The following is a 21930-nucleotide window of genomic DNA, read 5'->3' on the forward strand; positions in this document are numbered from 1 at the left end:
GGGAGGGGGCAAGCTCCCTCCCACAGTTAGAAGTGCGCCACGCCTGTCGGGCACCATTGAGCTTAAAGAGGCAAGCCGGCCTTGAACACCGGTGGCACGAACGCCGTCACGTCCGGCAACGGCTGATCCCACTTCACCACCTCCACCGTCTGCGCCGAGCAACCCTGGGACAGGCTGGAGGCGCCGGTGGCGATTTGCACTACGTCCGGGCGAATGTCGGCCGACACAATCACCCCCGCCAGGAACGCGCCACGGTCGTTGAAGACCTTGACCACATCGCCGTCGACAATGCCGCGGGCGCGGGCGTCCTCGACGTTGATCGTCATCGGTTCACGCTGTTGAATCTTCGACGCGCGGCTGTAGCTGCCATGGTCGTACTGGCTGTGCAGGCGCGTCTTGGGTTGGTTCGACAGCAGGTGCAGCGGGTAGTCTGGCGCAGGTTTTTCCAGCCACACCGGGTGGCCGGGGCAGTCGGCATAGCCGAAGCCTGCAATGCGCTCGGAGAAGATCTCGATACGCCCCGAAGGGGTCTGCAAAGGGTGGGCCAGCGGGTCATCGCGAAAGGCCTTGAGCAGCACTGTGTCGGTGTCGGGATAGGCCACTTCGAACACCCCATCGCGCCAAAAATCCTCGTAACCCGGCAGTTCAATGCCATGTTCCTCGGCACGCCCCCGCGACTCATCATAGATAAAACGCAGCCACTGCTCAGCATCGCGGCCTTCGGTGAAGGTATTGGCGAAGCCCAGCCGTGCGGCGATATCGGCGAAGATCGAGTAGTCGTCCCGCGCCTGCCCCACCGGCTCGATGGCCTGCTGCATCGCCAGCATGAAACGGTCCGAAGCCGAGCTGCCGATATCGTTGCGCTCCAGCGCCGTGGTAGCCGGCAGCACAATGTCCGAATACTTGGCATGGGCGGTCCAGTACTGTTCGTGAACGATCAGGGTTCGCGGTTTTTGCCAAGCTTCCAGCAGGCGATTCAGATCCTGGTGATGATGGAAAATATTGCCGCCCGCCCAGTACACCAGCTGAATATCCGGATAAGCCTGACGCTTACCGTTGTAATCGAACGACGCGCCGGGGTTGAGCAGCATGTCGGTGATGCGCGCCACCGGGATAAAATCTTTCACCGGGTTGAGCCCCTGGGAAAACCGCGGCCCGGAGAAGCCCTTGCGCCCGCTGCCAGTGTTGTTCATGCAGCCGTAGCCCAAGCCAAAACCGCCGCCGGGCAAGCCGATCTGCCCGAGCAGCGCGGCCAGGGTCACGGTCATCCAGAACGGTTGTTCGCCGTGCACGGCGCGTTGCAGCGAATAGGCGATGTTGATCATCGTACGCTGGCGGCCCATGCGCCGGGCCAGGTCAGTGATCTGCTGCGCAGGAATGTCAGTGAGCGCCTCAGCCCATATCGGGTCTTTGGGCTGGCCATCGACGACGCCCAGCAGGTAATGGCGAAAGCGCTCATACCCCACGGTGTAACGTTGCACGAACGCCTCGTTGTGCAGCCCCTCGTTCACCAGCACATAGGCCAGCGCCAGCATCAACGCGGTGTCGCTGCCAGGGCGAATCGGCAGCCACTGGTTCAGCGCCGGGCCGCTGAGGTCGTCGCGCAACGGGCTGATATTGACGAACTGCACACCGGCGTCCGACATCGCCGCCAACGCCTCACTCAGCAAGTGATCGCTGGCACCGCCGGGGCTGGTCTGGGCGTTTTTTGCCGGCAGGCCGCCAAAGGCCACGAACAGTTCGCAATGCTCGGCGAGGTTCTTCCACGAGGTGTGCGCCGCCAGCAGCCAATCCATATTGCCGACGATATGCGGCATCAACACCCGCCCGGCGCCGAGGCTGTAGCTGTCGGTGCTGGCGACGTAGCCGCCATAGTGGTTGAGGAACCGGTGCAACTGGCTTTGCGCATGGTGAAAGCGCCCTGCACTGCCCCAGCCATAGCTGCCGCCGTAAATCGCCTGGTTGCCGTGCTCGGCCTTGACCCGTTTCAGCTCGGCCGCCACCAGATCCAGGGCGACCTCCCAGGACACTTCGACAAACGGCTCCTGCCCGCGCAACTCCGGATGCGAACCTGGCTCTGCCAGGTAGCTACGGCGTACGGCGGGACGCAGGATACGCGTCGACGAGGTAATCGCTTCGGGGATCGACGCACCGATGGGCGATGGGTCTTTATCCCACTCGGCCGGGGCCATCGACACCAGCTTGCCGTCGACCACGTGCGGGCGGTACGCGCCCCAGTGCAATGATGTGAATGCCATGACTACCAGCTTTCTCCCAGCCCCAGCAGCCCGAGTATCTGCCGCCGCAGGTCCACCAAGTAAGGATCATCCCGGTGCCGAGGATACGGCCGATCGATCGTCAATTGCGCCTGGATTTTTGCCGGGCGGTCGCTGAACACAATCACCCGGTTGGCGAGCAACAAGGCTTCTTCCACATCGTGGGTCACCAGCAGGGCCGTGTAGCCCTGGCGCTGCCACAAATCGATCAGCTCTTTTTGCATGGTGATGCGGGTCAGCGAGTCGAGCTTGCCCAAGGGCTCGTCAAGGATCAGCAGGCGTGGCTGGTTGACCAGCGCCCGGGCCAACGCCACCCGCTGCGCCATGCCGCCGGACAGTTGCCGCGGATACGCGCGGGCAAAGTGGCTGAGGCCGACTTTTGCCAAGGCTTCATCCACCTTGTGCGAGTGGGTCTTGAGCAGGCCCTGGGCTTCCAGGCCGATGGCGACGTTGTCCCACACCCGGCGCCACGGGTACAGCGTAGGGTCCTGGAACACCACCACGCGGCTCGGGTCCGGGCCGAGGATAGGTTCGCCGTCGGCCAACAGCTTGCCGGAATCCGCCGGTTCCAGGCCAGCGACCAAACGCAGCAAAGTGGATTTGCCGCACCCCGAAGGACCGAGCAACGCCACGAACTCGCCTGGCGCCACGTCCAGCGATACCTGCTCCAACACCGGCAGGTGCTGGCCGTCCAGGGCAAAGCCATGGCTGAGGTGTTCAATGCGCAGTGCCAATCCCGTTGAAGCGTCTACTGCCTGAGCCAGGGCTACCATTTCATCGTTCCTTTCTGCCAGGCCAATAACCGGTCACGCACCAGGAACAACCCGGTGATCAACCCCGAACACGCCAGCGCCATAATCAGCAAGGCGGCGTACATGTTGGCGTAGGCCGCCCACCCCTGGGCCCATTGCAGGTACCAGCCGATGCCGGATTTGACGCCCATCATCTCCGCCACCACCAGGGTCGAAAACGACGCGCCGAGGCCCATGAACAGGCCGACGAACACATGGGGCAACGCGGCGGGAATCGCCACTTTGAAAATCAGGAAGCCTTGCTTGGCGCCCAGGGTGCGCGCCACGTCGTAATAAGCTTTATCGACGCTGGCCACGCCCGACCAGGTCAGCACCGTGACCGGAAACCAGGTGGCCAAGGCGATCAGGAAAACACTCGCGCTCCAACTGCTCGGAAACAGGAAAAAACACAGTGGCAACAGCGCCGTGGACGGCACCGGCCCAAGAATCCGCAGCACTGGGTGCAGCCAGTAGCCGATGCGCGTCGACCAACCGATGGCCACGCCCGCGACGAACCCCGTGACCGCGCCCAGGGCCACGCCCGAGCCCAGCAGCAGGGCTGAATGCAACAGGCTGTCGGCCAGCCGCGCATAGTCTTCGATATACACCGCGAGCAGCGCCTGGGGCGGCGCAAAAAACGGCACCGGCAGCAACGCAAGTTTGGCGGTGAGCAGTTCCCAGATCGCCAGCAGCAGCGGCAAGGCGATCAGCCAGGGCGCGGCAGTGTGCAGGCGCTGGCCGAGGCTCGACACCTTGCGCCCCACCAGGCTCAGCACAATGAACAGCACCGCCACCGCCACGCAAAGGTTGGCCAGGCCTTGGGTCATCGGCCAATTGCGTATCGCGTTGGGCCAGTAGCTGATCAACAGCGCGACAGCCACCCAGGCCGCCACCACCGCCGCGCCCTGCCAGCCGACCTTGAGGGCTACGGGCGGGTTGAGGGTTGTCGCGTCAGCTGAAGACATCGGCGGTGATCTCCTTGGCAAACTCGACCGGGTCGGTGCCTTTGCTGATCACCTCCACGGTTTTCAGGTCGGTGACGTAGGTGGTGATTTCCTGGGTCAGCGCGGCGCCCACCGCGTGGTGGCCGTGGGTGTGGTCGTGGAGGATTGCCTGCACCTCTTCGGTCGAGGTGTTCAGTGCATAGGCCTGGAAGCCCTTGGCAACGGCCTCCGGGTGCTGCACGGAATAGTCGTGGGCTTCCAGAATCGCCTGGGTCAACGCAGCAACTACGCGTTTGTCTTCGCGCACCAATTTGCCGGTGACGCCGACCACGCAGCAGCTGAGGTTGGCGTATTCCTCGACCAAATTGGTGGACAGTTCGCGCGCCACGCCGGACTTGATCAAACGGTACATGAACGGGTCGCTGCCGCTCACCGCCTGCACTTCGCCGCGCTCAAGCGCAGTGCCAAGCAGGTCGGCCGGGTACAGGCGCCACTCCACATCGCGCACCGGGTCGACGCCGTGCTTTTTCAGCAGGATCGAGAAGAAATTGCGGTCCGGGCTGGCCATATCGGTCACACCGATGGCCTTGCCCTTGAGGTCTTCGAGCTTGCTCACACCGCCGTTCGCCGCGCTCAGCAAGCGCAGGCAGCCGCCATGGGTGCCGGCGGTGAGCTTCACATCAAAGCCCTGCTCCAGCGCCTTGAGCCAGCGCAGCGCCATGCCCACGCCCGCATCGGCCTTGCCGGTGGCGATGGCCTCCAGCAGCACTTCGGTGGAGTTGCCGAAGTTGACCAGTTCGACGTCCAGGTTGTGCTGGGTGAAGAAGCCCTGCCCGTGGGCAATCACCACCGGGGCCAGGCACACCGCATTGAGGTTGACTGCCAGTTTCAACTTGCGCGGCGCGTCGAGGCGGATGAACCCACCGGTGCCAGCGGGCTCCTGCGGCATGTTGTGGCCGGCGTGTTCGTCGGCGGCAAAGCCAAAGCGTGGCAGCGACAGGCTGGCCAGGGAGATGCCGGCCAGGCCCAGCAAGCGGCGGCGGGTTAAATGATCAAATGTGGCCATGCAAAATATCCCTTTAAAGTTGAAGTATTGCGGCGTGCGTCGAACCGCTCTTGTGTGGCGAGCGGGCTTGCCCGCTCGCCACATGAAGACTGCTCATCACAGCAAGCCGGCTCGACACAAACGTTCATCAGGTGAGGTCGGCCAGGCCTAAATGCTCGCGCAGGGTCGTGCCTTCGTAAGCCTGGCGAAACAAGCCCTTGCGCTGCAGGTGCGGAATTACACTCTCGACAAACTCCGTGAACGACCCCGGCAGGTACCCCGGCGAAATCACAAACCCGTCGCACCCGCCCTGCTCGAACAGCTCGGCCAATTGATCGGCAATCTGCGCCCCGGTGCCCACCAATTGCGGCACGCGCACGCTGCTGGCGAAGATGCGGCCGAGTTGCTCCAGGGTGATTTCGGGGCCTTGCATCAGCAGCTTTTCGGCGGCGGCCGGGTGGATCAGCGGCGACTGTGCGACTTCGGCCAAGGTGGCGCTGAGGGGGAATGGCGACAGGTCCACATTCAATTGCGAGGCCAAGGTCACCAACCCCAGTTCAGGCCGCGCCAGTGCATTGTGTTTATCGCGCTTGGCGCGGGCTTCGGCTTCGCTGCCGCCTATAAACGGCATCACCGCCGTGAGCACTTTGCAGCTGTCGGCCGCGCGCCCCTGTTGCACCACCTGGGCGCGCACGTCATCGCGAAACGCGCGCATCGCCGCCAAATGCGGGTGGATGGTGAAAATCGCCTCGGCCCAGCGCGCACCAAAGCGCCGCCCACGCCCGGAGGAACCGGCCTGGATCAACACCGGGCGGCCCTGGGGCGTGCGCGGGATATTCAGCGGGCCTTCGACCTTGAACCATTCGCCCTGGTGCCGCACTGAACGGATCAACGCAGGGTCGGCCAGCACCCCGCTTTCCCGGTCCAGCTTGAGCGCGCCTGGGCCCCAGCTGTTCCAGAGTTTCAGCGCAACTTCGACGAACTCATCGGCGCGGTCATAGCGCAGGTCGTGTTCCAGGTGCTTGTCCTTGCCGAACAGGCGCCCCTCGCTGTCGTTCATCGAGGTGACGATATTCCACGCCGCGCGGCCCTTGGACAGGTGGTCGAGGGTGGCGAACTCGCGGGCGATATGCGCCGGTTCGTAATAGGTGGTGGAGCGCGTCGCGCCCAGCCCCAACTTGCTGGTCTGGCCGATCAGGTAGGAGAGAATCGGCAACGGGTCCAGGCGCGTGGCGTCCTGGGCGCCGTAGCGCAACGCGAACTCGCGGGAGCCGCCCATCTGGTCGCCGACGGCCAGCCGGTCGGCAAAGAACAGGAAGTCGAACAAGCCCTCTTCCACCACCTTGGCAATGCGTGAGTAGTACTCGGGGTCAAGGTAATTGCCAACGGTTTCCGGGTGGCGCCACACCGCGTGGCTGTGCACCACCGGGCCGCTGAGCAAAAACGCAGAGAGATGGATTTGGCGGCTCATGGCTTGGGCGTCCACACGGTAATGTCACTGACCTTCAACGGCTTGGGGATCAGCTTGGCGGCGTAGTAGGTGTCGGCAATGCGTTGCTGTTCGGCGAGGTTGTCCAGCTTGACCGGGATGATGTCGTAACTGCGTCGGCTGTTGGCGCGCTCCACTGTGGCTGGAGCGATGTTGCCCCACAGCGGGCCAAGGATTTCAGCCGCCTCCTTGGGATGGGCTTTGACCCACTGGCCGGTCTCGCGCAGGGTCTCGAAGGTGACCTGCAGCACGTCCGGGTGGGCGTTGGCGAATTTAGTCGTGGCCAGGTAGAAACGGTTGTAGTTGGCCAGGCCGTCGCTGCCGTCAGCGATCACCCGCACATGGTGGTCGAGTTGCTGGGTGGCGAGGAACGGGTCCCAGATCACCCAGGCGTCCACGCTGCCATTGGCGAACGCCGCGCCGCCATCCGGTGCTTCGAGGTAGCGCGGGGTGATATCGGCGAGGGTCAGCCCGGCTTTTTTCAGGGCGGAAATCAGCAGGAAATTGCTGCCCGAGCCCTTCGATACCGCAACGGTCTTGCCCTTGAGGTCGGCGATGCTGTGAATCGGCGATTTGTCCTGCACGATGATCGCCTGGGCGCCAGGTGACGAGTTTTCCTGGGCGTAGTAGGTCAGCGGCGCGTCGGCAGCTTGGGTGAACAGCGCAAAGGCGTCGGCCACATCGGCGTGCAGGTCGACGCTGCCGGCGTTGAGCGAACTGAGCAGGCCGGCGCTGAATTCATGCCAATTGACGGTGAAACCCAGGGGCTTGAGGCGCTGCTCCAGTTGGCCATTTTGCTTGAGCAGAATCCACAGGGTGGACGAGCGCTGGTAGCTGATATCCAGGGTTTGCTCGGCATGGGCCGCCGCTGCGGCAAACAGCAGGCTGGCGGCGACGATGAGTTTTTTAAGCGTCATGAAAGGCCTTGGCGTGGGAGGTGAAAGAAACACGAGCAAGGCATAAGCGCCTGGCATAAAAGCGCTTTTGATTATATTAATGAAGACTGATTATGAAAGGACCTTATGATTCTATGGTTATGCCCGATTCGTCGGAACACGCAAAAAGCCTCCTAAGCTCAGATCGAAAAAGTATTTATCGAATGGTTTTTAGAACTTTATGCTCAGCGCTATTTCGTTGAAGATCGAGCGCGCCATGTCCATACGTCGTCCCCTCGCCGCTGTACTCGGGTTGCTGGCCTTTTCTGTCGCTGTGAGCGCAGAGGCCCAGCAAACCGTGCGCATCGGCTACCAGAAATCCTCGACCCTGATCACCCTGCTGAAAACCCAGGGCACCCTCGAAAAAGCCCTCAAGGCCGACAACATCGACGTGTCGTGGCACGAGTTCCCCAGCGGCCTACCGCTGCTGGAAGCGCTGAACGTGGGCAATGTGGACATCAGCGCCGACGTCGCCGACACCGTGCCGATCTTCGCCCAGGCGGCCCAGGCCAAACTCACCTACTTCGCCCAGGAAGCGCCCTCGCCGTCGGCGCAGGCCATCGTGGTGCGCAAGGACTCGCCGATCCAGCAATTGGCGGATCTGAAAGGCAAGAAAATCGCGGTAACCAAGGCCGCCGGCACCCACTATTTGCTGATCGCCGCGCTGGCCAAGGCAGGCTTGGCGTTTTCGGATATCGAGCCGGCGTACCTGTCGCCTGCCGATGGTCGTGCAGCGTTCGAGAACAACAAAGTAGATGCCTGGGTCACCTGGGAACCCTTCCTCACCAGCGTGCAGCGTCAACTGCCGACGCGCACCCTGGCAGACGGCGCCGGGCTGGCCAGTTACAAGCGCTATTACCTGACCGGCACGCCGTACGCCAAAGCCCATCCCGAGGTGTTGAAGGTGGTGTACGCGCAGTTGGAGAAGGCTGGCCAGTGGGTGAAAACCCACCCGCAGGACGCCGCCAAAGTGCTCGGCCCGCTGTGGGGTAACCTGGATGTGGCCACGGTGGAAGCGGCGAATGCGCACCGCAGTTATCAGGTGCAGCCGGTGACGGCTGATCAGTTGGGTGAGCAGCAGAAGATTGCGGATGCGTTCTTCAAGGCGGGGTTGTTGCCCAAGGCGGTGGATGCCAAGGATGTGCAGACCTGGAAGCCTTGAGAACTGCACACAGTCTAAATCTAAATCCAAATGTGGGAGGGGCGGTGCGACGATTCGACTTGCTCCCGATGGCGGTGTATCAGTCAGCTTATGTATTGACTGACACACTGCAATCGGGAGCAAGCTCCCTCCCACATTTGAATGCCGCCAGTCTTTAGAGCAGGGTGCGGGCCAAGGCCTTTTTCCACTCGGCATAACGGCCAGCCATCGCCGGATCATCCTGCGGCTCAAACCGCTCACGCTGACGCTCCAACGCGCCCAACGCTTCATCACTCGCCCATATCCCCAACGCCCTCCCCGCAAGGTGCGCTGCGCCCAGCGCCGAGACTTCCGGCGACAGGCTGCGCACCACCGGACGTTGCAGCAGGTTGGCGAGGAATTGCATCAACCAGCGGTTGCGCGTGGCGCCGCCGTCCACCCAAAGCTCCTTGAGCGGGCTGCCGATATCCTGCTGCATGGCCTCGAACACATCGCGGATCTGATAGCCGATGGACTCCAGCGACGCGCGTAAAATATGCGCGCCGGAAGTGGCTTCGCTGAGGCCGCAGATCAGGCCGCGTGCATCGGCTTTCCAGTGCGGCGCGCCCAGCCCCGACAGCGCCGGCACGAAGTACACGCCGCCATTGTCCGGCAATTGCGCGGCCTGTTCGGTCAGCGCGTCCAGGGATTCCCCGGCCACCAGGCGCGAGGCCCACTGCACGGCGGCGCCGGTGTGGACGATATTGCCTTCCATGCCGAAGGTCGGCTGGTCGCCGTCGTGCCAGGCCAGGGTGGTTGAAAGCCCATGGGTGGAAGCGATCGGGCCGCTCATGGGGGTCATCAAGGAAGAGCCGGTGCCGAGGGTGGCCTTGACCAGCCCCGGCGCGAAGCCGCCCTGCCCATACAGCGCGGCGTGGGAATCGCCGATCATTGACATCACCGGGATACCGGCGGGCAAGCCGCCCAGCGCGACGGTTTCAGCGAAGAACCCGGCGCTCGGCTGGATCGGCGCGAGTGCCGCCGCCGGAATCGCGAAAATAGCCAATAACTGCGGGTCCCAGGCACAGGTGTGCAGGTTGAACAGTTGCGTGCGCGCGGCGTTGGAATAATCGGTGGCAAACACCTGGCCGCCGCTGAGTTTCCACAACAGCCAGCTGTCGACCGTGCCCAGGCAGATGTCGCCCGCAGCCGCACGGGCGTGGCCGTCTGGCAGATGATCGAGAATCCAGCGGAATTTGCCTGCCGAAAACATAGGGTCCAGCGCCAGCCCGGTTTTTTCCAGGATCAGCGCTTCATGACCCTGCTCATGCAGCTGCGTGCACAGCGCTGTGGAGCGCCGACATTGCCAGCTGATACACGGCGACAGCGGCTCGCCGGTATGCCGGTCCCAGGCGACCACTGATTCGCGCTGGTTGCTGATGGCAAGCGCGGTGATCGGGCGGTCCACTTGGGCCAGGCATTCTTCAATCGCGGCCAACGTGCTTTGCCAGATCAGCAGCGGGTCCTGCTCGGAAAACCCGGCCTGGGGATGGCTGATGCTCAGCGGCCGAGAGCCTCGGGCAATCACTTGCCCCTGCTCGTTGACCAGCACCGCCTTGGCGTTACTGGTGCCTTCATCTATCGCCAGGATCAGCGGAGTGTTGTTAGTCATTGCATTCACCGCAACCGAGTGGCAGCCGCCACAATCCCAGCCGCGTCGATGTTATGCAAGGCGCGGGTCGGTTCGCGTGCACCGGCGGCGGCGTATTCACCGTCACCGATGCCCAGGCGGATCAAAGGGATGCCCAACCCGGCTTCGGCCAGCACTTCGGCGACCAGGCTGCCGACGCCGCCGTTGATATTGTGTTCTTCCACGCTGATCACTGCGCGGGTGCCACTCAAGGCGCTGAGCAACACGTCCCGCTGCAACGGCCGGATCGACGACAAGTTGATCACCTGCGCCTGGATGCCCTGCTCCGCCAGCAGCGCGGCCGCGTCCACCGCTTCGTGCACCACCGAGCCCAAGGCAACGATGCTCACGTCAGCGCCCTGGCGCAGGATATCCACCTGACCTGGGTTGAACCGATAGTCAGCGTCATGCACGTCGGGCAACGCTTTACCGTCGAGGCGGATATACACCGGGCCTTTATAGCGCAGGGCGTAATCGACGATCTGGCGGCACTCAATCCCATCGGCCGGGGCAAAAATCTGCACATTGCCGAAGCCGCGCATCACCGAGATATCGTCGATGCTGTGATGGGTGCTGGCCAGCGGGCCGTAGCTGGCGCCGGCGTTGAGGCCGAACATCTTGACGTTGGCCTGGTTGTAGCAGACGTCGACCTTGATCTGCTCGTTGGCCCGCGAAATCAGAAACGGCGCGGCATTGCAGGTGGCGGCGATCTTGCCGCCCAGGGCCAGCCCCGCTGCGACGCTGACCAGCGACTGCTCGGCAATGCCGACGTTGATCAGCCGCTCGGGAAAGCGCTGCATGAACGGGCCGATCTTGGCCGTGGAAGTGGAGTCACTGACCACCGGCACCACGTCCAGCCCGGCATCGACCGCGGCAATGAAGGCCTCCACCATGACACTCGCCAAATGATCATTCGCCATGGTTCAACTCCTCCAGTGCTGCATTGATTTCATCGCCCTTGGGCACGCGGTGGTGCCATTCGGGGCGCGCTTCGATAAACGACACGCCTTTGCCTTTGATGGTGTGAGCGATCAGCACCTGGGGCGCGCCCGTTTGGCTCTGCATGCGTTCAAGGGTCTCGATCAACTGGCCCACATCATTGCCGTCGCACTCGCTGACGGTGAAGCCGAAGGCGGCCCATTTCACGTCCAGCGGGTCGAGCGGCATGATCTCGGCCGTCAACCCGGCGAGCTGCAGCTTGTTCTTGTCGACGATCACAAACAGGTTATCCAGGCCGTACTTGGCAGCCGCCATCGCCGCTTCCCAGTTGGAGCCTTCGGCCAGCTCGCCGTCGCCGGTCAGCACGTAGATGCGTTTTTTGCTGCCAGACATCTTCGCGGCCAATGCCAACCCCACCGCCACCGGCAAACCGTGGCCGAGGGCACCGGTGTTGAGTTCGATGCCAGGGGTTTTCTGGCGCACCGGGTGGCCGGGCAAGTGCGAGTTGAAGTGCTGGTAGGTGGGCAGCCATTCGGTGGGGATATAGCCCGCCTGCGCCAGGCAGCAATACAAGCCGCCGACACCGTGGCCCTTGCTCTGGATATAAATATCGCGCTCGGGGTCTTCGGTGCGTTCGGGGCCGGTATTGAGGATGCGGAAATACAAGGTCGCGAGGATGTCGGTTTCCGACAGGTCGGCCCCGGTATGGCCACCCGCCGGCGAGTCGGCATTCAGGCGGATCACGTGGCGCCGGATCAGGCGGGCCTGTTCTTTGATCTGGTGGGCGTCGTACTGGAAGGCATTCATGCAGCGGCTCCTTTGAGGCTGACCACGCGGGGTGAAAGTGTCCAAAGCTGTCTTTGAATATTTATTCAGCAGTGACAATATATTTCTATTTAGGCGCCGAATGACGAGCAGGTCAAGTGAGCGACCCCTTGAAAAATGAAATAAAAATACGAAAACCGCCTCGGACAGACGGCTAGAATCCCACGCCGGCCCATCTATCTCGTGGCTTTGCGTGGTGTGAAAGCAGCGATCTAGAGGCATGCATGAAAAATTAAGCGCTTGACTTTGCCACGGTGTCACTGGAATCTGAATTAACAGTCAGGCACGCATAAATATTCAAAGCGCCTGAAAGCACTCCAAAAAAAATAAATCAGGAGAACACTGTGGACGCCAAAGCTATTGTCCAGCACCCGGCCGAACTCAAGCCGCCACCTCGCCCCCGCCTGGTGAAACTGCTCCCCAGCAATATCGGCGGCCCGCTGATCGGCCTTGTGCTGCTGGTGCTGGTTTTCTCCTTCAGTTCCGAATTCTTCTTCTCGTTGCGCAATGGCCTGAACATTCTTGATCAGGTCACGGTGCTGGGCATCCTGGCGATCGGCATGACGGCGGTGATCGTGATCGGCGGCATCGACCTGTCGGTCGGCTCGGTGCTGGCCTTCTCGATGATGATGCTCGGCTGGCTCTACCAGGACCAGGCGGTGCCGCTGGGCTTTGCCATCCCCATTTCGATCGCCACCGGCATGCTCGCCGGGCTAGTCTCCGGCGGGCTGATCACCTATGCCAAGTTGCCGCCGTTCATTGCCACGCTGACCATGATGTCGGTGGCCCGTGGCCTGGCCAATATCCTCACCGAAGGCCGGCAGATCGTCGGCTACCCGGAGTGGTTCACCAGCCTGGCCACGGTGCGCCATTTCGGTTTCCTGTCGGCGACTGTCGGGCTGTTTTTGGTGATGCTGGTGGTGGCCTGGGTATTCCTGCGCTTTCGCGCCGGTGGCCGCAACCTCTACGCCATGGGCGGCAGCCCGGAGGTGGCGCGCCTGTCGGGCATCAAGGTGCGCGCGATTACCCTGTGGGTCTACGCCATCAGCGGCGCCCTCGCCGGCATCGCCGCCGTGACCCTGGCCGCGCGCCTCGACTCCTCGCAACCCAGCGCCGGGCTGAGCCTGGAACTGGACGCCATCGCCGCCGTGGTGATTGGCGGCGCCAGCCTCAGCGGTGGCGTGGGCAGCATCGGCGGCACTCTGGTGGGCGTGCTGATCATTGGCGTGCTGCGCAATGGCCTCAACCTGCTGGGGGTTTCCCCGTTCATTCAACAAGTGGTGATCGGCGTGGTCATCGCCCTCGCCGTGACTATCGATACTCTGCGACGCCGCTCCAGCACTGCCCGTTAAACCTGTTCGACAGTTGACACCCTCCAACAATAAAACCAGGAGTCACCGACATGTTCAGCCCCAAGAAACTGCTTATCGCCACTGCTCTGGCGGCCGCGACCCTCACCGCCACCGGCACCACCTGGGCCAAGGACCTGACCATCGGCCTGGCCGTGGCCAACTTGCAGGCCGACTTCTTCAACCAGATCAAGCAATCGGTGGAAGCCGAGGGCAAGGCCAAGGGGATCAAGGTGATCACCGTGGACGCCCAAGGCAACTCCTCCACCCAGGTCAGCCAGATTGAAGACCTGATCACCCGCCAGATCGACGTGCTGATCTACATCCCCGCCGGTGCCACCGCTGCCGGTGTACCGGTCAAGGCCGCCAAGGCTGCCGGCATCCCGGTAATCGCCGTGGACCGCAACGCCCCCGACGCACCGGGCGACACCTTTATCGCCAGCGACAGCGTGGCCGGCGCCAAGACCCTGGCCGAGTACGTGGGCAAGATCACCGAGGGCAAGGGCCGCATCGCGATCCTGCAAGGCCAGCTCGGCACCACGCCCGAGAATGATCGCGCCAAGGGGTTTGAAGAAGGCCTGAAAGCCTTCCCGGACCTCAAGGTCGTCGCCCAGCAACCCGCCGAATGGGCCCAGGACAAAGGCTTCGCCGTGGCCCAGGACCTGCTCCAGCGTGACCCCAACATCACTGTATTCTTCGGCCGCGCCGATGCCATGGCGTTGGGCGCGGCCCAGGCGGTGAAGGTCGGCAACCTCGACCACAAGGTCGTCGTAGTCGGCTTCGACGGCGACGTCGCCGGGCTCAAGGCCGTGCAAAGCGGCGTACTGGACGCAACCATGACCCAGCAGACGCAGAAAATGGGGCGCCTGGCCGTAGCCTCGGCCATCGACCTCAAGGCCGGTAAAGACGTGCCCAAGGAACAACTGTTGCCGACCGTGCTGACCACCAAAGACAACGTCGCGCCGTTTCTGCAACAGCACCCGTAAGCCTTGGAGGTCGCCATGCAAGCAGCAGCTCTGGACACAGCCCCCGACGCGGTGCTGTGCCTGCGTAACATCAGCAAGGCCTATGGGCCGGTGCAGGTGCTGTCGCAGGTCAACGTGGACATTCGCCCCGGCGAAGTACTGGCATTGCTCGGTGAGAATGGCGCAGGCAAGTCGACCTTGTCGTCGATCATTGCCGGCCTGGTGCAACCCGAGGCCGGGGGCAGCATGACCTGGCTCGGCGCGCCGTACGCCCCGGCGTCACCGGGCGCGGCACTGAGCGCCGGGATCGGCCTGATCCACCAGGAAATCCGTCTGCTGCCGCAATTGTCGATCGCCGAGAACATCTTCGTCGGCCGCCTGCCCATGCGTCACGGGCGGGTGGACCGCGAGTACATCGAGGCCCAGGCGCAAATCCAACTGGAACGCCTGGGGCTCAAGGTGCCGGCGTCACGCAAGGTCGAAGGCCTGAGTGTGGCGGCCCAGCAACTGGTGGAAATCGCCAAGGCGCTGACCCTGAAAGCCAGCCTGTTGATTCTCGACGAGCCCACCGCCGCCTTGGGTGGTGAAGAAACCGAGCTGTTGTTCAAGCAGGTCGAGCGGCTCAAGGCCGAAGGTGTTTCGTTTATCTATATCAGCCATCGCCTGGAAGAAATCGCGCGCATCGCCGACCGTGTGCTGGTGCTGCGCGACGGTCGCCAGATCGCCCTGCACGCCACGGCGCAAGTGCCGGTGCGCGAGCTGGTGGAGCAGATGGTCGGGCGCAGCCTGGAGCGGATTTTCCCCGCCCTGCAGCCGCCGCAGGCCACGGTAATGTTGCAGGTCAAGGACCTCACCTGTCGCGAATTCGCCCTGCACGGCATCGATTTCAGCGTGCGCGCCGGCGAAGTGTTCGGCATTGCCGGGGTGGTCGGCGCTGGGCGGACCGAGCTGGTGCGCACCATTGCCGGTGCGGCGCAGGACATTCAAGGGCACATGGTGCTCGACGGTGACGTGCGCCACTTGCGCAGCCCTTTCGAGGCGATCCAGGCCGGTGTGGTGCTGGTGCCCGAAGACCGCAAGCAGCAAGGCGTGGTGGTGGAACATCGGATCGAAGACAACCTGATTTACGGCAACACCGACCTGCTCGACGCGCGCGGTTGGGTGCTGCCTGCCGCCCTGCGCGAATTCGCCCGCACGGCGGTGGCGCGCCTTGGCGTGAAGGGTGCGCCGCAGTCGCGGATTTCCAGTTTGTCCGGCGGTAACCAGCAGAAAGTGATCATCGCCAAATGGCTGGCACGCAATCCCAAGGTGTTCATTCTCGATGAGCCCACACGCGGCATCGACGTGGGTGCACGGGCGGCGATTTATGAAGTGATTGCCGATCTTGCGGCTAAAGGCATGGCGGTGATTGTGGTGAGTTCGGACCTGGACGAAGTGCTCGGGCTGTCCCATCGGGTGATGGTGATGAGCCGCGGTCGACAGATGGGGATATTGGATCGCGGCGAGGCCACCCCGGTGTCGGTGATGGAAATGGCCACCGCATAACCCAAGACCTATAGAGATTCAAATGTGGGAGGGGGCTTGCTCCCGATAGCGGTGTATCAGTCACCCAACGTATCAACTGACAGAGCGCTATCGGGAGCAAGCCCCCTCCCACAGGGGATCTGCTGTGATTTCAAGAATGGAGTAATTCATGCAACTTTTCAGTCTTCAGGGCCAAGTCGCCTTCGTCACCGGTGCCGGCAGCGGCATCGGCCAAGCCATCGCAGTCGGGCTGGCCGAAGCCGGTGCCGATGTGGCCTGCTTTGACCTGCCCGGCAGCCCTGGCATCGCCAGCACCGTCGAGCGCATCCAGGCCCTGGGCCGTCGCGCCCTGGCCTTGAGCGGCACCGTCACCGAACGCGCGGCACTCGATGCAGCGGTGGCGCGCACCGAATCCGAACTCGGCGAACTCAGCGTCGCCGTCAATTGCGCCGGTATCGCCAATGCCCAGGCCGCCGAAGACCTCGAGCTGCAGCGCTGGCAAACCACCCTCGACATCAACCTCACCGGCATCTTCCTCAGTTGCCAGGCCCAGGCCGCCGTGATGTTGCCACGCGGTAAAGGCGCCATCGTCAACATCGCGTCCATGTCGGGCAGCATCGTCAACCGTGGCCTGTTGCAGGCGCACTACAACACCTCCAAGGCCGGGGTGATCCACCTGAGCAAAAGCCTGGCGATGGAATGGGCCGACAAGGGCCTGCGGGTCAACTGCATCAGCCCCGGCTACACCGCCACGCCGATGAATTCGCGCCCGGAAGTCGCCGACCAAGTGAAGATTTTCGAACAGACCACGCCCATGGGTCGCATGGCCAGCGTGGAAGAAATGGTCGGCCCGGCGATTTTCCTGGTCAGCGAGGCCTCGTCTTTCTGCACCGGCGTCGACCTGTTGGTCGATGGCGGCTTCGTTTGCTGGTAACCCGTGGAGCCCCTTGTCATGTCGCAACGATTCAGCGGTAAAACAGTAGTGATCACCGGCGCCTGCCGTGGCATCGGCGCCGGCATTGCCGAGCGTTTCGCCCAGGAAGGCGCCCACCTGGTGCTGGCCTCCAATGACCTGGAGCGCGTGACCTTCACCGCCGACCAACTGGCCGGGGAATATGGCGTTGACACCCTGGCACTGGGCATCGACGTCACCGACGAAAGCGATATCGAAAAGCTCTACCGCGAAGGCCACGCGCGCTTCGGCAGTATCGACGTGTCGGTGCAGAACGCCGGCATCATCACCATCGACCACTACGACAAAATGCCCCGCGCCGACTTCGACAAGGTGCTGCAGGTCAACACCACCGGCGTGTGGCTGGGGTGCCGGGAAGCGGCCAAGTACATGGTCAAGCAAGGCAGCGGGCGGCTGATCAACACCTCCTCCGGCCAGGGTCGCCAGGGGTTTATCTACACGCCGCACTACGCGGCGAGCAAGATGGGCGTGATCGGCATCACCCAGAGCCTGTCTTTGGAACTGGCGCCGCATAACATCACGGTCAACGCGTTTTGCCCCGGCATCATCGAAAGCGAGATGTGGGACTACAACGACCGCGTGTGGGGCGAGATCCTCAGCACCGACGAGAAACGCTACGGCAAGGGCGAGTTGATGGCCGAGTGGGTCAAGAACATCCCCCTGCGCCGCGCCGGCAAACCCTCCGACGTGGCGGGCCTGGTGGCCTTCCTGGCCTCGGACGACGCAGCCTATCTGACCGGCCAGGCGATCAATATCGACGGCGGCCTGATCATGTCGTAAGGGTTTGGTATCCTCACGGCCATTGAGTCAACAACTGAGGCTTTCATGAGCCAGATCGAAGAACAGCGTCTGATCACCAAGATCGCGAGCCTCTATTACGAAGAAGGGCTCAAGCAGTCCGAAATCTCCACGCAGCTTGATTTGTCGCAATCCTTTATCAGCCGCGCCCTGCGTCGGGCGCTGCAGGAAGGCGTGGTGAAGATCAGCGTGATGCGCTTGCAAGGCCTGCACCTGGAGCTGGAAACCCAGTTGCAACGCCGCTACGGCGTGCGCCGGGTGATCGTGGTGGAAGCCACCGAGCCCGGCAATGATGAAAGCATCAAGCAGGCCATCGGCTCGGCCGCCGCGCATTACCTGGAAACCAGCCTGTCGCCCCAGGACCATATCGGCATTTCGTCGTGGAGCAGCACCATTCGCGCCATGGTCGGCCACCTGCACGCACAACCGGGCAAACAAGCCGCCCAGGAAGTGGTACAACTGTTGGGCGGCGTCGGTAACAAAGGGGCGTTTGAAGCCACCCTGCTGACCCAGCGCCTGGCCACCCTGCTCAACTGCCCGGCGTTTTTGCTGCCGTCGCAAAGCATCGAGCAATCGGTGCAGAGCAAGCAGCGCATCGTGCAGATGGAAGAGGTCAAGGAAGTGCTGCAACGCTTTGACAGCATCACCCTGGCGATTGTCGGCATTGGCGACCTGGAGCCCTCGCAACTGCTGCGCAACAGCGGTAACTACTACACCGAAGACATGCTGCGCCTGTTGGCCGAGCGCGGTGCCGTCGGTGATATCTGCCTGCGCTACTTCGATGCCCAGGGCCAGCCGGTGCTGGAAGAAGATGAAGAATTCGTGGTGTCGGTGGCGCTGCCCAAGTTGCGCTCGATCCACCGTGTGCTCGGCCTGGCCGGCGGGCAGAACAAGGTCCAGGCGATTCGTGGCGCGCTCAAGGGCGGCTACCTGGACATCCTGATCACCGACCTGGATACCGCTCAGGCCCTCAACCAATAATCTACTTTTGGAGATTGCCGCTCATGACGTCCAAGCTCGAACAACTCAAGCAATTCACCACCGTGGTCTGCGACACCGGCGACCTGGAAGCCATCAGCCGCCTGCGCCCGGTGGACGCCACCACCAACCCTTCGCTGCTGCTCAAGGCCGCCGCCATCCCGCAATACGCCGAGCTGCTGCGCAGTGCGGTGACGTTGTCCAAGGGCGATGTGGACCTGGCCTGCGACCACTTTGCGGTGTCGGTGGGCGCGGGGATTCTCAAGGTGATCCCCGGACGTATTTCTACCGAAGTCGATGCGCGCTTGTCCTTCGATGAAGACGCACTGTGGGCCAAGGCCAACCAGTTGGTCGCCCTGTACGACCAGTCCGGCATCGGCCGCGACCGCGTGCTGATCAAACTGGCCTCCACCTGGGAAGGCATCCGCACCGCCGAGCGCCTGGAAAAGGCCGGCATCCAGACCAACCTGACCCTGCTGTTCTCCTTCGCCCAGGCCCAGGCCTGTGCCGACGCCGGAGTGTTTCTGATCTCGCCGTTCGTGGGCCGCATCTACGATTGGTACCGCAAGAGCACCGGCCTGGACTACACCGGCGCCGATGACCCGGGCGTGCAATCGGTGACGCGCATCTACAACTACTACAAGGCCAACGACATCCAGACCGTGGTAATGGGCGCAAGCTTTCGCACCCTCAGCCAGATCGAGCAATTGGCCGGTTGTGATCGCCTGACCATCAGCCCCGACCTGCTGCAAAAGCTCGCCGACGACAACGGCACGCTGGAACGTAAACTGCTGCCAGGCGCCGCCGGCGAAGCGCGTCAGCCGCTCAACGAAGCGCAGTTCCGCTGGGCCTCCAACGAAGACGCGATGTCCACCGAGAAACTCGCCGAAGGCATTCGCCAGTTCGCGCGGGACCAGGAAAAACTCGAGCAGCTGCTGAGCAACGCTAACGCATAAGCCACGTACGCCGTTACGGCGCGACGGTTTGCACCGCCACATTTTCAAACGGCATGGGCACCGATTTGATCGCGCCGTCCAGGTTACGGTAACGGTGGTAGACCCCTGCGGACGGCAATAGCCGCCCGCGCTCCACCACGCGCCGGCCATCGAGCACATAACGCACGGTTTGCTCGACCTCAGCCTGGCTATCGACCGCGCGCAAGTCTTGCGCAAACACGCGCATGGCTTCATCGATGCAGACTTCGAGTTGCGCGTTGACCTTGGCCGATTCCAGATGGCCGTCGTCGATGCATTGCGCCCCACAACTGCGAAACGGCTGCCCGACCACTTCAATCCGCCGCTGATACAGCACCGAGCCGGCGATATCCTGAACCTGTACGCGGTTGACCAGCACAAAGCTGCCACGGTCGGCGCTGAGCACCAGCCGCGGTTCAATCAGCACCAACGCGCTGACCGGCCCCTGCGCCGCGGGCAAGCCCGCCGCCTGGCTGGTGTGCTGATAACGTTGGGTGAACGCCGCTTCCAGGTTCTGCTCGGCGAGCAATGCCGCCATCGGCCGCGCATCGTTCTCGGCGCTCTGGCGTGCGTCGCGCTCCAGGGCGCCCACACCGGTACGGGTATTGATGGCACTGGCGATCAACAACCCCACCACGCCCCCTGCATTGACAGCAGTGCGCGTGACGTTGTCACTGACCTGCGCGGCGTTCAGCGCGGTCTTGCTGTCAATCACCATGGACGCGGTGATGAAGCCTTGGGCTGGCACCCGGACCTCGACCTTGGCGCCATGGGCGTTGATGTACGAGAGCGCCGACGGTGTGTTGAACGCGGGCTCCGGCAGCGCGTGCTGGGCGCAGGCCCCCAGCAACAGGCTGCCGGCGATCAGCAGCGCGCAACCCGCCGCCCTCATTGGGCGAACGGGGTGATAACCAGTTGGCGACTGCTGTCCACTGCCTGGTAGTAGGCGTTCGACAGGTTGCTGTAGTTCGGTTGGTCCCACTCGCCCTGGGCCGGCTGGGTTACGGCAAACGGCTTGTACCACAGCAAGTGGTTGTCATGCAGGTCGACCACCAGGCCAATACCGCCGACTTGCGGTGTCGGCACGCTGGTCGGCACAACGCTGTAGTAAGTGCGGTAGGCGCCGCTCGCGGTGTAGGAAATCAACAGCAAACGATCCACGCCGTACTTGGCTTGCAACGGCGTCAGGTCGCGGCCGAAGAAACCTTCGCGGAACTTGGTTTCCTTGAACAGCTTGATGTCGACCGCTTCGTCCACGCGCTTGGCCTTGTAACCCTTGGCGACCAGCTTGGCGACGATTTCATCCGGGATCGACGCAGTGTCCTGCAGCTTCCAGGTACTCACCTGAGTGCTGAGCTTACTGTTGACGCCTTTGTTGATCGCAAGGTCCAGCAAGCCCTGGTTGCCGGCCAGCACCAGCTCCGAAGGCGGCAGCGTGGTCATGGCGACGCCGATGGTCTGGTTCTTGTCATTCCAGAACTGGGCGTCGAGTTCGATCGGCTTTTGAATATTGGCCGCGCAGCCAAACAGGCCGGAGCACACAAAAAACAGGGCGATACAGTGTCGGAACGAGCGAAATCCCACGAGAAAATCCTTTTAGGGGGAAAAGTTTGTCAGCAGTGCGGGTGACGAGGACGCTGGAAAATACTGCGATGCCATCACCGGCTGGCGATAGTAAAAGGCGAGAAAAATGACGTCAACTTATTAACTTTTCGCACACTGAAAGTCGACCAACGGTCGCATGCACGTGTATTCAGACGCAAAAAAAGGGAAGCGTCTGGATCACCGCTTCCCTTCTTTGCGCCGACTCAGCGCGGCGTGTTATCTACCTCAACGACGCTCACCCAAGCCACGCGCCGCCAATGCGCCGAGCACCCCGCCGACAATTGGTGCGACCCAGAACAACCACAGCTGTGACAGGTACTCGGCGCCGGCAAACAACGCTGGGCCGGTGCTGCGCGCGGGGTTCACCGAGGTGTTGGTGACCGGGATCAGCACCAGGTGGATCAAGGTCAGCGCCAGGCCGATGGCGATCGGCGCAAAGCCTGGCGCCGCGCCCGGCGCAGTCACGCGCATGATGATCAGTACAAAGAAAAACGTCGCGATCACTTCGGCCAGCAACGCGGCCTTCATGTCGAACAGGCCGGGGCTCAGCGGGCCGTAGCCGTTGGCGGCAAAGCCACCCATCTCGAAACCGGGCTGCCCGTTGGCAATCACGTACAGCGCCGCCGCCGCCGCAATCGCCCCCACAACCTGCACCACAATGTACGGCAGCACATCCACGGCAGGCACTCGGCGCCCCACCCACAGACCGA

The 21930-nt window shown here is 62.9% G+C and carries 20 protein-coding genes; 8 read left to right on the plus strand and 12 right to left on the minus strand.

Annotated elements, in window-relative coordinates; all coding sequences use genetic code 11:
- Nucleotides 1–62 precede the first annotated feature (62 nt).
- The 6 genes from GIW02_RS08500 to GIW02_RS08525 all read right to left on the minus strand — a co-directional run bounded on the left by GIW02_RS08500 (nt 63) and on the right by GIW02_RS08525 (nt 7462).
- Nucleotides 63–2258 (minus strand): molybdopterin-dependent oxidoreductase, encoded by a 2196-nt coding sequence (locus tag GIW02_RS08500; RefSeq protein ID WP_236421827.1) that lies wholly within the window; start codon nt 2256–2258, stop codon nt 63–65.
- Nucleotides 2259–2260: 2 nt separating this feature from the next.
- A complete protein-coding gene (locus GIW02_RS08505; RefSeq protein ID WP_236410987.1) occupies nt 2261–3049 on the minus strand; it encodes an ABC transporter ATP-binding protein in 789 nt (262 codons plus the stop codon).
- Nucleotides 3043–4032, minus strand: a complete 990-nt coding sequence (locus tag GIW02_RS08510; RefSeq protein WP_236410986.1) for an ABC transporter permease subunit — start codon at nt 4030–4032, stop codon at nt 3043–3045. Before GIW02_RS08510 ends, GIW02_RS08505 begins: the two co-directional genes overlap by 7 nt.
- The gene (locus GIW02_RS08515; protein ID WP_236410985.1) at nt 4019–5077 is read right to left on the minus strand and encodes an ABC transporter substrate-binding protein; all 1059 of its coding nucleotides are present in this window, start codon (nt 5075–5077) and stop codon (nt 4019–4021) included. Before GIW02_RS08515 ends, GIW02_RS08510 begins: the two co-directional genes overlap by 14 nt.
- Before the next feature lie 127 nt (nt 5078–5204).
- Nucleotides 5205–6527, minus strand: coding sequence for an LLM class flavin-dependent oxidoreductase (locus GIW02_RS08520; RefSeq protein ID WP_236410984.1), 1323 nt, complete (start codon nt 6525–6527; stop codon nt 5205–5207).
- Complete coding sequence (locus GIW02_RS08525; protein WP_236410983.1) at nt 6524–7462, minus strand: aliphatic sulfonate ABC transporter substrate-binding protein; 939 nt, start codon at nt 7460–7462, stop codon at nt 6524–6526. Before GIW02_RS08525 ends, GIW02_RS08520 begins: the two co-directional genes overlap by 4 nt.
- A gap of 235 nt (nt 7463–7697) precedes the next feature.
- Between GIW02_RS08525 and GIW02_RS08530 the strand changes: the two genes are divergently transcribed.
- Nucleotides 7698–8642 (plus strand): aliphatic sulfonate ABC transporter substrate-binding protein, encoded by a 945-nt coding sequence (locus tag GIW02_RS08530; RefSeq protein WP_236410982.1) that lies wholly within the window; start codon nt 7698–7700, stop codon nt 8640–8642.
- A 154-nt stretch (nt 8643–8796) separates the two neighbouring features.
- On the opposite strand, the gene GIW02_RS08535 is transcribed toward GIW02_RS08530, so the two are convergent.
- Genes GIW02_RS08535 through GIW02_RS08545 form a run of 3 tightly spaced genes read right to left on the minus strand, consistent with a single transcriptional unit; the run spans nt 8797 to nt 12036 of the window.
- Nucleotides 8797–10272 (minus strand): FGGY-family carbohydrate kinase, encoded by a 1476-nt coding sequence (locus tag GIW02_RS08535; protein ID WP_236410981.1) that lies wholly within the window; start codon nt 10270–10272, stop codon nt 8797–8799.
- A gap of 5 nt (nt 10273–10277) precedes the next feature.
- The gene (locus GIW02_RS08540; protein WP_236410980.1) at nt 10278–11210 is read right to left on the minus strand and encodes a transketolase C-terminal domain-containing protein; all 933 of its coding nucleotides are present in this window, start codon (nt 11208–11210) and stop codon (nt 10278–10280) included.
- Entirely contained in the window at nt 11200–12036 is an 837-nt protein-coding gene (locus tag GIW02_RS08545) for a transketolase (RefSeq protein ID WP_236410979.1), read from the minus strand. The genes GIW02_RS08540 and GIW02_RS08545 overlap by 11 nt, the downstream gene beginning before the upstream one ends.
- A 362-nt stretch (nt 12037–12398) precedes the next feature.
- On the opposite strand from GIW02_RS08545, the gene GIW02_RS08550 reads away from it, so the two are divergent.
- From GIW02_RS08550 to tal, 7 genes are all read left to right on the plus strand, one after another.
- A complete protein-coding gene (locus tag GIW02_RS08550) occupies nt 12399–13406 on the plus strand; it encodes an ABC transporter permease (protein ID WP_236410978.1) in 1008 nt (335 codons plus the stop codon).
- Nucleotides 13407–13456: 50 nt separating this feature from the next.
- Entirely contained in the window at nt 13457–14389 is a 933-nt protein-coding gene (locus GIW02_RS08555) for a sugar ABC transporter substrate-binding protein (RefSeq protein ID WP_236410977.1), read from the plus strand.
- 15 nt (nt 14390–14404) lie between these two features.
- The gene (locus GIW02_RS08560; RefSeq protein WP_236410976.1) at nt 14405–15913 is read left to right on the plus strand and encodes a sugar ABC transporter ATP-binding protein; all 1509 of its coding nucleotides are present in this window, start codon (nt 14405–14407) and stop codon (nt 15911–15913) included.
- Between the two features lie 148 nt (nt 15914–16061).
- Nucleotides 16062–16826, plus strand: coding sequence for an SDR family oxidoreductase (locus GIW02_RS08565; RefSeq protein WP_236410975.1), 765 nt, complete (start codon nt 16062–16064; stop codon nt 16824–16826).
- An 18-nt stretch (nt 16827–16844) separates the two neighbouring features.
- A complete protein-coding gene (locus GIW02_RS08570; RefSeq protein WP_236410974.1) occupies nt 16845–17645 on the plus strand; it encodes an SDR family oxidoreductase in 801 nt (266 codons plus the stop codon).
- 45 nt (nt 17646–17690) lie between these two features.
- Nucleotides 17691–18644: a sugar-binding transcriptional regulator gene (locus GIW02_RS08575; protein ID WP_236410973.1), complete on the plus strand. Its 954-nt coding sequence runs from the start codon at nt 17691–17693 to the stop codon at nt 18642–18644.
- 23 nt (nt 18645–18667) lie between these two features.
- Complete coding sequence (gene tal, locus GIW02_RS08580) at nt 18668–19597, plus strand: transaldolase (RefSeq protein ID WP_236410972.1); 930 nt, start codon at nt 18668–18670, stop codon at nt 19595–19597.
- Between the two features lie 13 nt (nt 19598–19610).
- On the opposite strand, the gene GIW02_RS08585 is transcribed toward tal, so the two are convergent.
- The 3 genes from GIW02_RS08585 to GIW02_RS08595 all read right to left on the minus strand — a co-directional run.
- Entirely contained in the window at nt 19611–20507 is an 897-nt protein-coding gene (locus tag GIW02_RS08585) for a hypothetical protein (protein WP_236410971.1), read from the minus strand.
- Nucleotides 20504–21199, minus strand: coding sequence for a hypothetical protein (locus tag GIW02_RS08590; protein ID WP_236410970.1), 696 nt, complete (start codon nt 21197–21199; stop codon nt 20504–20506). The genes GIW02_RS08585 and GIW02_RS08590 overlap by 4 nt, the downstream gene beginning before the upstream one ends.
- A 246-nt stretch (nt 21200–21445) precedes the next feature.
- Nucleotides 21446–21930 (minus strand): aquaporin (locus GIW02_RS08595; RefSeq protein WP_236421828.1); only part of this gene is annotated, 485 nt, incomplete at its 5' end.

The organism is Pseudomonas syringae, from assembly GCF_021606685.1.
GTDB lineage: Bacteria > Pseudomonadota > Gammaproteobacteria > Pseudomonadales > Pseudomonadaceae > Aquipseudomonas > Aquipseudomonas syringae_R.

Coding starts and splice junctions, on each gene's coding strand:
- GIW02_RS08500 (WP_236421827.1), bottom strand. CDS start 2,258: ATGGCATTCACATCATTGCACTGGGGCGCGTACCGCCCGCACGTGGTC.
- GIW02_RS08505 (WP_236410987.1), bottom strand. CDS start 3,049: ATGGTAGCCCTGGCTCAGGCAGTAGACGCTTCAACGGGATTGGCACTG.
- GIW02_RS08510 (WP_236410986.1), bottom strand. CDS start 4,032: ATGTCTTCAGCTGACGCGACAACCCTCAACCCGCCCGTAGCCCTCAAG.
- GIW02_RS08515 (WP_236410985.1), bottom strand. CDS start 5,077: ATGGCCACATTTGATCATTTAACCCGCCGCCGCTTGCTGGGCCTGGCC.
- GIW02_RS08520 (WP_236410984.1), bottom strand. CDS start 6,527: ATGAGCCGCCAAATCCATCTCTCTGCGTTTTTGCTCAGCGGCCCGGTG.
- GIW02_RS08525 (WP_236410983.1), bottom strand. CDS start 7,462: ATGACGCTTAAAAAACTCATCGTCGCCGCCAGCCTGCTGTTTGCCGCA.
- GIW02_RS08530 (WP_236410982.1), top strand. CDS start 7,698: ATGTCCATACGTCGTCCCCTCGCCGCTGTACTCGGGTTGCTGGCCTTT.
- GIW02_RS08535 (WP_236410981.1), bottom strand. CDS start 10,272: ATGACTAACAACACTCCGCTGATCCTGGCGATAGATGAAGGCACCAGT.
- GIW02_RS08540 (WP_236410980.1), bottom strand. CDS start 11,210: ATGGCGAATGATCATTTGGCGAGTGTCATGGTGGAGGCCTTCATTGCC.
- GIW02_RS08545 (WP_236410979.1), bottom strand. CDS start 12,036: ATGAATGCCTTCCAGTACGACGCCCACCAGATCAAAGAACAGGCCCGC.
- GIW02_RS08555 (WP_236410977.1), top strand. CDS start 13,457: ATGTTCAGCCCCAAGAAACTGCTTATCGCCACTGCTCTGGCGGCCGCG.
- GIW02_RS08560 (WP_236410976.1), top strand. CDS start 14,405: ATGCAAGCAGCAGCTCTGGACACAGCCCCCGACGCGGTGCTGTGCCTG.
- GIW02_RS08565 (WP_236410975.1), top strand. CDS start 16,062: ATGCAACTTTTCAGTCTTCAGGGCCAAGTCGCCTTCGTCACCGGTGCC.
- GIW02_RS08570 (WP_236410974.1), top strand. CDS start 16,845: ATGTCGCAACGATTCAGCGGTAAAACAGTAGTGATCACCGGCGCCTGC.
- GIW02_RS08575 (WP_236410973.1), top strand. CDS start 17,691: ATGAGCCAGATCGAAGAACAGCGTCTGATCACCAAGATCGCGAGCCTC.
- tal (WP_236410972.1), top strand. CDS start 18,668: ATGACGTCCAAGCTCGAACAACTCAAGCAATTCACCACCGTGGTCTGC.
- GIW02_RS08585 (WP_236410971.1), bottom strand. CDS start 20,507: ATGAGGGCGGCGGGTTGCGCGCTGCTGATCGCCGGCAGCCTGTTGCTG.